Raw genomic sequence first — 9,790 nt, forward strand, 5'->3', positions numbered from 1 at the left:
GGCCCCGTCGGGTCGGGCAAGACGCGGCTCGTCGAGCGCCTGCTGCCCCTGCTGGCGGGCGCCGGGCTCGACGTGGCGGTCATCACCAACGACCTCGTCACGGACGAGGACGCCCAGCGCGTCCGGCGCAGCGGCCTCATCGACCCCGCCCGGGTCCTGGCGGTGGAGACGGGAGCCTGCCCGCACACCGCCATCCGGGAAGACCCCTCGGCGAACCTGAGCGCGGTGGCCGAGCTGGAGCGCCGCTTCGAGGGCTTGGAGGTGGTCCTCATCGAGTCCGGCGGGGACAACCTCGCAGCGACGTTCACGTCCGACCTGGTGGACTACTGGATCTTCGTCATCGACACGGCCGCCGGCGACGACATCCCCCGCAAGCGGGGGATCGGCATGCTGCAGGCCGACCTGCTCGTCATCAACAAGATCGACCTGGCGCCCATGGTGGGGGCCGACCTGGACCGGATGCGGTCCGACGCCGCCCTGGCCCGGCCGGACCGGCCCACCGTGTTCACCGACCTTCGCAGCGGCCGGGGGCTCGACGTGCTGCTGGAAACCCTGCTCCACGGGGCCGTCCTCACCCCGGCGGCCGTCACGTGACGGCCACCCTGCCGCAGGGCCCGCCGGAGAGCCTGCTGGACATCGACGTGCTGCGCGCCCCCGACGGGCGCACCAGGGTCGCAGCCCTCACCCAGCAGTTCCCCCAGCGCGTCACCGCGCCGATGTACCTGGACGAGGCCGACCGCGGGATGGCGTTCCTCTGCAGCCAGAACCCGACCGGTGGCAGCTTCCCCGGCGACCGGCTGCGGACGCGGGTGCTCACGCGGGGCGGCAGCCGGCTGCACCTGACCGGGCAGTCGGCCACGCAGGTCTACGCCGGCGCCAGCTCCCACCGGTACGAATTCACCGTGGCACCCGGGGCGCTGCTGGAGCACCTGCCCAAAGTCGTCATCCCCCACGCCGGTTCCGAGCACGACCAGCTCGTGCGGGTGGACGTGGCCGAGGGCGGCACCTTCGTGGGCTGGGACTCCGTCGCCGCCGGCCGGATCGGCTCCGGCGAGCGCTTCGCCTACACGCGCTTCCGCTCGGTCACCGAGGTGTACAGCGGCGGCGCCCTGGCGGCCCGCGACGTCGTGGACCTGCGACCGGGCGGGTCCGACGTCCTCGCCCCGGGCGCCCTCGCCGGCCGCGACTACCTGGCGACGTTCTTCGTCGTCACCCCCGGCGCCCCCTGCGCGGACCTGGCGGCCGGGCTGCACGAGGAGCTGCTCCGCGCCCCCGGCGTCCTCGGGGCGGTGAGCACGCTGCCCTCCGGCGCGGGACTTGCCGCACGCCTGCTCGCCCGGCGCGCCCCCGCGATCAACGCCGCGCTGCTCGCCCTGTGGGGCTGCGCGCGCCGGACCCTCCTGCTCCGAGACCGCCCCACCGTGAGGATGTGACATGGAAGCGACGGCCATCCTGGGCTCGACCGGCGACCCCGCCTTCAGCGGCCTGCGGGTCGACCCCGTGACGGTCCCCTGGGGGGACGCCGGCAAGCACCGCCAGCGGCTGCGCAGCCGCGAGGGGCGGGAGATCACCCTCCTCCTGCCCCGCGGGTCCTTCCTCGCCGACGGCAGCGTCCTGGGCGTCGACGGCGGGACCGTCGTCGCCGTGGAGCGCCCACCGCAGGACGCGCTGGTCCTGCAGTTCGCCGACAACACCGGCCCGGCGGCGGTCAGGAGGGCCCTGCTGCTCGGGTACGCGCTGGGCAACCGGCACGCGCCGCTGGAGGTCTCGGCCGAGGAGGTGCGCACCCCGCTGCTGACCAGCCCCGAGGTGGCCGAGCGGGCCTTCCACGACCTCGGGCTCGCCGGCCGGGTCGACCGCGTCCCGCTGGCGGCCCACGGGTGGTCCAACACCTCCGCCGACCACCACGGCGAGCACCGGCATGACTGACGGGTCCACCACGGCCCGGCTCTCCTGGCTGCAGCTGCAGGACGGCACGTTCCCCTCCGGGCGGTTCGTGCACTCCAACGGGGTGGAGGCGTGGCTGGACCACCACCGCTCCGCCGGCGCGGACGACGTCGCAGCCCTGGCGCGCACCCACGTCGGGGCGCTCGTCGGACCGCTGGACGCGGTGGTGCTCGCCCACGCCTGGGACGCCACCGGCGCCGACGACCTGCACGACCTCGACCGCCTCCTCACCGCCCACAAGACCAGCGCGTCGGCCAGGACGGCGTCGCAGGCCTGCGGCCGGCAGCTCGCCGCGACCGCGCTGCGGGTGTTCGGGTCGGCGCTGCGCCAGGAGTTCCTCCTGGCCGTCACCGGTGGCCGCGCCGAGGGCAACCAGGCCGTCGTCGAGGGTGCCGTGCTGCGGGACCTGGGCGTCGGCCGGACCGACGCGGTGCTGGGGTTCCTGCGCTCGGCGCACGCCGGCCTCCTCTCGGCGGCGGTCCGGCTGGGTCGGCTCGGCCCGATCGCCGCGCAGCGCGCCCTCTTCGAGGACGGCCCCTTCCTGCTGGAGGTGGCCGAGCGCTCGGCCACCACGGTCCTGCACGACCTCGGCTCCTCCGGGCCGGAGCTGGAGATCTTCTCCATGCGCCACGAGCGCAGCACCGCCCGCCTCTTCACCACCTGACCCGTTCCACCGGACACCCGTTCCACCGGACACCCGTTCCACCGGGCACCCACCGCACCGGGCATCCCGCCGCCCCCGCCGGGGCGCGAGGCCGCCACGCCCGCGGCGGACGACGAACCAGAGAGGCCACACCATGACCCGCAACCGCACCCGCGCCGTCGCCGTCCCGCTCCTCCTCGCCGCGACCGGCTCCCTGCTCGCCGGCTGCGGCAGCCGTGCCCAGGACACCTCGGCGACCCCGGCCGCCGCCTCCTGCGTCGACACCTCCGGGGACACCGTCAAGGTCGGTGCCGTCAACTCGCTCTCCGGCGCCACGGCCATCAACGAGACGGTCATCCGCGACGCCATCGTGATGGCCGTGGACGAGGTCAACGCCTCCGGCGGCGTCCTGGGCAAGCAGCTGGAGCTCGTCGCCGAGGACGGCGCCTCTGAGCCGACCGTCTTCGCGGAGAAGGCGGAGAAGCTCATCGACGACGACTGCGTCGCCGCCGTCTTCGGCGGTTACACCTCCGCCAGCCGCAAGGCCATGCTGCCCGTCTTCGAGGACAACGACGCGCTCCTCTACTACGGGCAGCAGTACGAGGGCCTGGAGGACTCGGAGAACATCTTCTACTCCGGGGCGACGACGAACCAGCAGATCATCCCCGCCCTGGACTACCTCAAGGAGCAGGGCGTCCGCTCGCTCTACCTCGTGGGCAGCGACTACGTGTTCCCGCGCACCTCCAACGCCATCGTGAAGGCCTACGCCGAGGCGAACGGCATGGAGGTGCTGGGGGAGGACTACACCCCGCTGGGGTCCACCGACTTCTCGACCATCGTCAACAAGGTGCGCGCCGCGGACGCCGACGCCGTCTTCAACGTCGTCGTGGGCGACTCCCTGGTGGCCTTCTTCCGCGAGTACGCCAACGCGGGCCTCACCGCCGCGGACATGCCGGTCATCTCCATGTGCGTGGGGGAGGAGGAGGTCCGGGCCATCGGGGCGCAGAACCTCGTCGGGCAGCTCACCTCCTGGAACTACTACCAGACCCTGGACACCCCGGAGAACACCGCCTTCGTCGAGCGCTTCAAGGCCGCCTACGGCGCCGAGCGGGTCACCTCCGACCCGATGGAGGCTGCCTACACCGGGGTCATGCTGTGGAAGGCCATGGTGGAGAAGGCCGGCTCCTTCGACGTGCAGGCGGTGCAGGACGCGGCGGACGGCGTGACCGTCACCACCCCCGAGGGCAGCGTCACGGTGGACGGTGAGAACCACCACGTCACCAAGACGGCCCGCATCGGTGAGATCCGCGAGGACGGCCTCATCCACCAGGTCTGGCAGTCCGAGGCGCCCATCGAGCCGGACCCGTACCTGGAGAGCTACCCCTGGGCCGCCGACCTGCGCTCGGCGGGCTGAGGGCCGCCCGGGAACGGGGAACGCCGTGGACGTCGTCGTCTCCCAGTTGTTCACGGGGTTGAGCACCGGGTCGATCCTGCTGCTCGCCGCGCTCGGGCTCTCCCTGACCTTCGGTCAGATGGGCGTCATCAACATGGCGCACGGGGAGTTCATCATGGCCGGGTCCTACACCGCCTTCGTCGTGCAGCAGGTCCTCCCCGTCTCCGGGGCCACGCTCCTGCTCTCGCTCGCGGTGGGCTTCCTCGTCGGCGGGCTCATGGGCGTCGTGCTGGAGACGACGCTGATCCGCCGCATGTACCACCGGCCCCTCGACACCCTGCTGGTCACCTTCGGCGTCGGCCTGCTCCTGCAGCAAGCGGCCCGCGACGTGTTCGGCGCCCCGGCGGTCAACGTCGTGACGCCGGCGTGGCTCTCCGGAGGGATCGAGGTGGCCGGGACGGTCGTGCCCCGCAGCCGCCTGTTCATCCTCGTCCTCGCGGTGCTCGTCGTGGTCCTGCTGTCCCTGGTGCTGCGCTCCACCCCCTTCGGCCGGCGCGTGCGCGCGGTCGTGCAGCACCGGGAGCTCGCCGAGGCCAGCGGGATCTCCAGCCGCCGCACCGACCTCGCCACGTTCTTCCTCGGCTCCGGCCTCGCCGGGGTCGCCGGGGTGGCGCTGACCCTCATCGGCTCCACCAGCTCCACCGTGGGGCAGAGCTACCTCGTCGACGCGTTCCTCGTCGTGGTCGTCGGCGGGCTCGGGCAGATCAAGGGCGCCGTGATCGCTGCGACGGCGCTCGGCGTCCTCAACTCCTTCATCGAGTACTCCACGACCGCATCGATCGCCAAGGTCCTGGTCTTCCTGCTCATCGTGGTGTTCCTCCAGGTCCGCCCGCAGGGCCTGTTCGCCGTCCGGACGAGGGGGCTGGCGTGAGCGCGCCGACCGCGGCCCGGATCCGGGTCTGGGGCGGTTTCGCCCTCGCCGCCCTGGTGCTCCTCGTCCTGGCCCCGGCCGTGCTGAGCGACTTCCGCCTCGGTCAGCTGGGCAGGTACCTCTGCTACGCCCTCGTGGCGGTCGGCATCGGGCTGGCCTGGGGGCGGGGCGGGATGCTCACGCTCGGGCAGGGGGTGTTCTTCGGCATCGGGGCCTACGTCATGGCCATGCACCTGCAGATCGCCGACGCGCGCCTGGTGGGGGACGCCGTCCCATCGTTCATGGCGATCGCCGGCGTGCGGGAGCTGCCGGCATACTGGGTGCCGTTCGCCAGCCCGGTGGTCACGGTGCTGGCCGTCCTCCTGCTGCCGGCCCTGGTGGCCGCGGTCCTCGGCCTGGGGGTGTTCAAGCGGCGCGTGAAGGGCGCCTACTTCGCGATCCTCAGCCAGGCGCTGGCGGCGGCCTTCGCCATCCTCCTCGTGGGGCAGCAGACCACCGGTGGGTCGAACGGTCTCAACCGGTTCCGCACCTTCTTCGGCTACAACCTCAACGATCCCGTCAACACGAGGATGCTGTTCTGCATCGCGGCGGGCGTCCTGATCGCTGCGGTGGCGCTCGTCAGGCAGCTCGGGCGCTCCCGCTATGGGGAGCTGCTCACCGCGGTCCGCGACCAGGAGGAGCGGGTGCGATTCCTGGGGTACGACCCGGCCAACGTAAAGGTGGTCGCGTACGTCGTCGCTGCCTTCCTCGCCGGCCTGGCGGGCGCGCTGTTCGTGCCGATCGTCGGCATCGTGTCACCGAACGACGTCGGGGTCGTCCCGTCGCTCTCCTTCCTCGTCGGGGTGGCGATCGGCGGGCGGACCACCCTGCTGGGCCCTGTCCTCGGCGCGGTCGGCGTGGCCTGGGCCCAGACGGCCCTGTCCGAGCAGTTGCCGTCCCTGTGGACCTACGCACAGGGGCTGCTGTTCATCGTGGTCATCGGCTTTCTCCCCGCCGGGCTGGCGGGGCTGGGCATCCCAGTCCCGCGTCGGCGCGGGAGCCGGGGCAGGGGGTGCCGCATCCCCGGGGATGCTCCAGGCGACGGGGCGGGCGATGGAGCGGGTGCTGCCGTGTTCGCGGAGAGGAGATCCTGATGGATGGCGCGTCGGCGCGGACCGTGACCACCGGGCGCGCACGCGATGGCGGGCCTGGGATGTCGGCGGAGTACCTGGAGGTCCAGGGGCTTACGGTGACGTTCGACGGCTTCACCGCCGTCGCAGGCGTCGACCTCACGCTCGTGCAGGGTGACCTGCGCTTCCTCATCGGGCCTAACGGGGCGGGCAAGACCACCGTGATCGATGCCATCACCGGGCTCGTCCCCGCGACCGGGCTGGTGGCGAAGTCGGGCGTCAGGCTCCTGGGAAGGAAGCCCCACCAGATCGCCCGGCTCGGGGTAGGCCGGACGTTCCAGACCGCGAGCGTGTTCGAGCAGCTGAGCGTCCTGCAAAACCTCGACGTCGCCGCCGGTGCGGGGCGCCCGGCTCTGAGCCTGCTGCGCCGCAGGAGGGGTGTGCTGCCCGTGATCGAGGAGGCGCTGGACACGATCGGGTTGGCGGCGCACCTCGAGCGACCCGCCGGCACCTTGTCCCACGGCCAGAAGCAGTGGCTGGAGATCGGCATGCTGCTCGTGCAGAACTGCGACGTGCTGCTCCTGGACGAGCCGGTCGCCGGCATGAGCCACGACGAGCGCGAGCGCACCGGGGAGCTGCTGCGGGCGGTCGGGGCGCGGCGCACGGTCGTGGTGGTCGAGCACGACATGGACTTCATGCGCCGGTTCGCCACCTCGGTGACGGTCCTCGCGCAGGGCAGGGTCCTCTCGGAGGGCACGGTCGCCCAGGTGCAGGCGGACCCGGCGGTGCAGGAGGTCTATCTGGGCACGACCGCCGGGGCCGCCCGGCCGCCGGCCCAGCGTGGGACCAGGGAGGTGCGCTGATGCTCGAGCTGGTCGACGTGCACGCCGGCTACGGACGCACGGAGGTGGTGCACGGCGTGTCGCTGACTGTGCCGGAACGAGGCCTGACGGCGGTGCTGGGCCACAACGGCGCGGGCAAGTCGACGCTGCTGCGCACCGCCCTCGGGCTGCGCCCGGTGACGACCGGGCGCGTGCTGCTCGACGGGGAGGACGTAAGCCGGCTGCGTCCCAGTGCCCGGGTGGCACGCGGGGTGGCGTACGTCCCGCAGGGGCAGCAGTCGTTCGGCCAGCTGACAGCCGCGGAGAACTTGCAGGTGGTCGCCGACGGCCGCAGGCGCGGGCGCGCGCTGGTCGCCGAGGCCCTGGACACCTTCCCGGCGCTGGTGCCCGTCCTGGGGCGTCGCGCGGGTCTGCTCTCCGGTGGCCAGCGCCAACAGCTGGCGATCGCCCGGGCGCTCATCACCGAGCCGCGGGTACTTCTGCTCGACGAGCCGACGGAAGGCATCCAGCCGAACGTGGTGGCCGAGATCGAGCGCGTCGTCGTGGACCTGTCCGGCCGGCGCGGACTTGGGGTGCTGCTCGTCGAGCAACACGTCGGTTTCGCCCTGCGAACGGCGGGCACGTACCACGTTCTCGCCTCGGGCCGGGTGCTGCGCAGCGGTACCGCGCAAGCCGGGGCGGAGCTCGACGTCCGCGCCGCGATGGTCATCTAAACCGCTGCGGCGGACAGTGGGGGCCGGCACGAGGCGGGCCGGCCCCCGGCAGGGCGGTCCCGGGGAGGAAGCACCGGCATGATGTGGCGTGTGAGCGGCGAACAGGACGAGGCTTCCGACTACCCGGTCGGCACCGGGTCCCCGGCCCGGGAGGTCTCCCGCGAGACCGCCGGGCCCCGGGAGGGCGACCTGGAGCGGACCATCGCAGCCCAGGTGCGCGCCTACCGCGTCGCCGCGGGGGTGTCGGTGGGGGAGATGGCCGATCGCGTGGGCATCTCCAAGGCGATGCTCTCCAAGATCGAGAACGCGCAGACGTCGTGCAGCCTCACGACCCTCGCCCGGCTGGCCGCCGGCCTGCAGGTACCGGTCACGGCCCTCTTCCGCGGCGTCGACACCGAGCGGGAGGCCGTCTACGTGCCCGCCGGCCACGGTGCTCGGATCGTCCGTCGCGGTTCCCGCGAGGGGCACCTGTACGAGCTGCTGGGCGCCCTGCGCGGTCCCCACAAGCGGATGGAGGCCGTCCTCGTCACCCTCACCGAGGCCAGCGAGGTATTCCCGCTCTTCCAGCACCCCGGCACCGAGCTGCTGTTCATGCTGGAGGGGGAGATGGTCTACGGGCACGGGGAGTCGCGGTACGCCATGCGTCCCGGCGACGCGCTGCAGTTCGACGGGGAGGGTGCCCACGGACCGGAGGAACTCGTCAGCCTGCCGGCGAAGTTCCTGTCGGTCACCGCGTACGGGGACCACGCGGGCTGACGCCGCGCGCGAGGAGCGGACCGCGGGAACCGGGACCCCCGTCCGCCGGCCGCCCGTCGCGGCGGGTCAGGCGCCCCGGTGTCGCACCGCCGCGGCGAGCGCCTCGCGCAGGGCGTCGGCCGTCGTGGGGACCCCCGGCCCGAGGCCGCCGTCCGGCGACCCCCCGGCGTACCGCGGGTCCATGTACGGCAGGCCGTAGGCGGGGGTGTCGCGCTCGAAGCGCCACCCCTCGGCGAGCGGACCCACGTCGAGGGTGTCGTAGCCGATGGAGTCCAGGAACCCGGCCACGTCCTGCTTGGCGCTGTCGTCGTCCCCGGCGACGGCGAGGGGCGAGCGCTCGGGGTGCCCGCCGGGGCGGGCCAGTTCCCCCAGGTGGGCGAAGTTGATGTTGTTGAAGACCTTCACCACGCGTGCGCCGGGCAGGTGGGCCCGGACGAGCTCGCTCACGGTGGTCGACCCGTCGTCGAGCTCCGCGACGTGGCCGTCGCGCTGGGGGTAGTAGTTGCTGGTGTCGAGGACGACCTTGCCGCGCAGGGGTTCGGCGGGCACCGTCCGGTGGGCGTGCAGCGGGATCGTCAGCACGACCAGGTCGCCGGCCGCTGCGGCCCCCTCCGGTGTCGCCGCCCGGGCGCGCGGGCCCAGGTCTGCGACGAGGTCCGCCAGCGTCTGCGGTCCGCGGCTGTTGCTGAGGACCACCTCGTGCCCGGCGGCGACCGCCAGGCGGGCGACCGTGCTGCCGATGTGCCCGCTGCCGATGAACCCGATCGTCGTCATGCCCTGCGGCAACGTGCGCCGCCGGATTCCTCTTCCCGCAGCCTCCACCATCCCGCTGGATGGTGGTAGCCTGGTTCTCGGATGGAAGGAGCGCTCGATGGCCGAGATCGAGAAGAGCGAGAAGATCACCATCAACCTGGGTCTGGTCGACCTCGGGCAGATCGACCTGCTGGTCGACGAAGGTTTCTACGCCAACCGCACCGACTTCATCCGCACGGCCATCCGCCGCCAGCTCGACAGCCGCGCCTCGGCGGTGGACGACACCGTCGAACGCAGGGCGCTGACGCTCGGCACGCGGCACGTCAGCCGCCGCGAGCTCGAGGCGCTGCGCGGGGCCGGACGGCAGATCGAGCTGCGCGTCCTGGGCCTGGCCACCGTCGCCGACGACGTCAGCCCCGAGCTGGCGCTGGCGACCATCGCGTCGGTGGAGGTCCTCGGCGCCTTCCGGGCGCCTCGCGCGGTCAAGGCCGCCCTCGCCCCCCGGACCACCTGACACCTGAACCAGCCGAACCACCCGGCGCCGCCCGCGGGCGGCGCACGACGGAAACCCAGCACGGCACGGCCGTCCGGCCGGCGCCGAGGTCCGACGTTCCCCCAGAGGGGTCCTCCCATGGACGACAACCGCACCACAGGCATGCCCGAAGCGCTGCGGCTCGTCCGCGCCGGGCGGTTGGACGAGGCG

Annotated in this window: 12 protein-coding genes; 11 read left to right on the top strand and 1 reads right to left on the bottom strand. The window is 73.1% G+C overall.

The genetic code is table 11. From position 1 onward, the window contains the following. From ureG to ABEB16_RS16910, 10 genes are all read left to right on the top strand, one after another. On the top strand, positions 1–594 hold a 594-nt coding region (gene ureG, locus ABEB16_RS16865), incomplete at its 5' end, for an urease accessory protein UreG (protein ID WP_345713385.1). Continuing rightward, the gene (locus ABEB16_RS16870) at positions 591–1,433 is read left to right on the top strand and encodes an urease accessory protein UreD (protein WP_345713386.1); all 843 of its coding nucleotides are present in this window, start codon (positions 591–593) and stop codon (positions 1,431–1,433) included. The genes ureG and ABEB16_RS16870, both read left to right, overlap by 4 nt. 1 nt (position 1,434) lies before the next feature. Beyond that, entirely contained in the window at positions 1,435–1,929 is a 495-nt protein-coding gene (locus ABEB16_RS16875; RefSeq protein ID WP_345713387.1) for an urease accessory protein UreE, read from the top strand. After that, positions 1,922–2,611: an urease accessory protein UreF gene (locus ABEB16_RS16880; protein WP_345713388.1), complete on the top strand. Its 690-nt coding sequence runs from the start codon at positions 1,922–1,924 to the stop codon at positions 2,609–2,611. The genes ABEB16_RS16875 and ABEB16_RS16880 overlap by 8 nt, the downstream gene beginning before the upstream one ends. Before the next feature lie 133 nt (positions 2,612–2,744). Then, positions 2,745–4,004 carry an urea ABC transporter substrate-binding protein gene (gene urtA / locus ABEB16_RS16885; RefSeq protein ID WP_345713389.1) on the top strand — a complete coding sequence of 420 codons (1,260 nt, stop codon included), beginning with the start codon at positions 2,745–2,747 and terminating at the stop codon, positions 4,002–4,004. A 25-nt stretch (positions 4,005–4,029) separates the two neighbouring features. After that, positions 4,030–4,914, top strand: coding sequence for an urea ABC transporter permease subunit UrtB (urtB, locus tag ABEB16_RS16890; protein ID WP_345713390.1), 885 nt, complete (start codon positions 4,030–4,032; stop codon positions 4,912–4,914). Continuing rightward, on the top strand, positions 4,911–6,047 hold the full coding sequence (gene urtC, locus ABEB16_RS16895) for an urea ABC transporter permease subunit UrtC (RefSeq protein WP_345713391.1): 1,137 nt from the start codon (positions 4,911–4,913) through the stop codon (positions 6,045–6,047). The genes urtB and urtC overlap by 4 nt, the downstream gene beginning before the upstream one ends. Continuing rightward, complete coding sequence (gene urtD, locus ABEB16_RS16900; RefSeq protein WP_425560234.1) at positions 6,047–6,886, top strand: urea ABC transporter ATP-binding protein UrtD; 840 nt, start codon at positions 6,047–6,049, stop codon at positions 6,884–6,886. The genes urtC and urtD overlap by 1 nt, the downstream gene beginning before the upstream one ends. Next, complete coding sequence (locus tag ABEB16_RS16905) at positions 6,886–7,578, top strand: ATP-binding cassette domain-containing protein (RefSeq protein WP_345713393.1); 693 nt, start codon at positions 6,886–6,888, stop codon at positions 7,576–7,578. The genes urtD and ABEB16_RS16905 overlap by 1 nt, the downstream gene beginning before the upstream one ends. Positions 7,579–7,659: 81 nt before the next feature. Continuing rightward, positions 7,660–8,334 carry a helix-turn-helix domain-containing protein gene (locus tag ABEB16_RS16910; protein ID WP_425560236.1) on the top strand — a complete coding sequence of 225 codons (675 nt, stop codon included), beginning with the start codon at positions 7,660–7,662 and terminating at the stop codon, positions 8,332–8,334. 66 nt (positions 8,335–8,400) lie between these two features. Here the strand turns inward: ABEB16_RS16910 and ABEB16_RS16915 are convergent, their stop codons facing one another. Further along, positions 8,401–9,108, bottom strand: coding sequence for an NADPH-dependent F420 reductase (locus tag ABEB16_RS16915; RefSeq protein WP_345713395.1), 708 nt, complete (start codon positions 9,106–9,108; stop codon positions 8,401–8,403). Between the two features lie 97 nt (positions 9,109–9,205). Here ABEB16_RS16915 and ABEB16_RS16920 point away from each other — a divergent pair, with 97 nt between their 5' ends. After that, positions 9,206–9,601: a CopG family transcriptional regulator gene (locus ABEB16_RS16920; protein WP_345713396.1), complete on the top strand. Its 396-nt coding sequence runs from the start codon at positions 9,206–9,208 to the stop codon at positions 9,599–9,601. Positions 9,602–9,790: the final 189 nt, after the last annotated feature.

The sequence above is a fragment of the Kineococcus glutinatus genome (assembly GCF_039542765.1).
Taxonomy (GTDB): Bacteria; Actinomycetota; Actinomycetes; order Actinomycetales; family Kineococcaceae; genus Kineococcus_A; species Kineococcus_A glutinatus.

Coding starts and splice junctions, on each gene's coding strand:
- ABEB16_RS16910 (WP_425560236.1), top strand. CDS start 7,660: ATGTGGCGTGTGAGCGGCGAACAGGACGAGGCTTCCGACTACCCGGTC.
- ABEB16_RS16915 (WP_345713395.1), bottom strand. CDS start 9,108: ATGACGACGATCGGGTTCATCGGCAGCGGGCACATCGGCAGCACGGTC.
- urtA (WP_345713389.1), top strand. CDS start 2,745: ATGACCCGCAACCGCACCCGCGCCGTCGCCGTCCCGCTCCTCCTCGCC.
- ABEB16_RS16905 (WP_345713393.1), top strand. CDS start 6,886: ATGCTCGAGCTGGTCGACGTGCACGCCGGCTACGGACGCACGGAGGTG.
- ABEB16_RS16875 (WP_345713387.1), top strand. CDS start 1,435: ATGGAAGCGACGGCCATCCTGGGCTCGACCGGCGACCCCGCCTTCAGC.
- ABEB16_RS16880 (WP_345713388.1), top strand. CDS start 1,922: ATGACTGACGGGTCCACCACGGCCCGGCTCTCCTGGCTGCAGCTGCAG.
- urtD (WP_425560234.1), top strand. CDS start 6,047: ATGGATGGCGCGTCGGCGCGGACCGTGACCACCGGGCGCGCACGCGAT.
- ABEB16_RS16920 (WP_345713396.1), top strand. CDS start 9,206: ATGGCCGAGATCGAGAAGAGCGAGAAGATCACCATCAACCTGGGTCTG.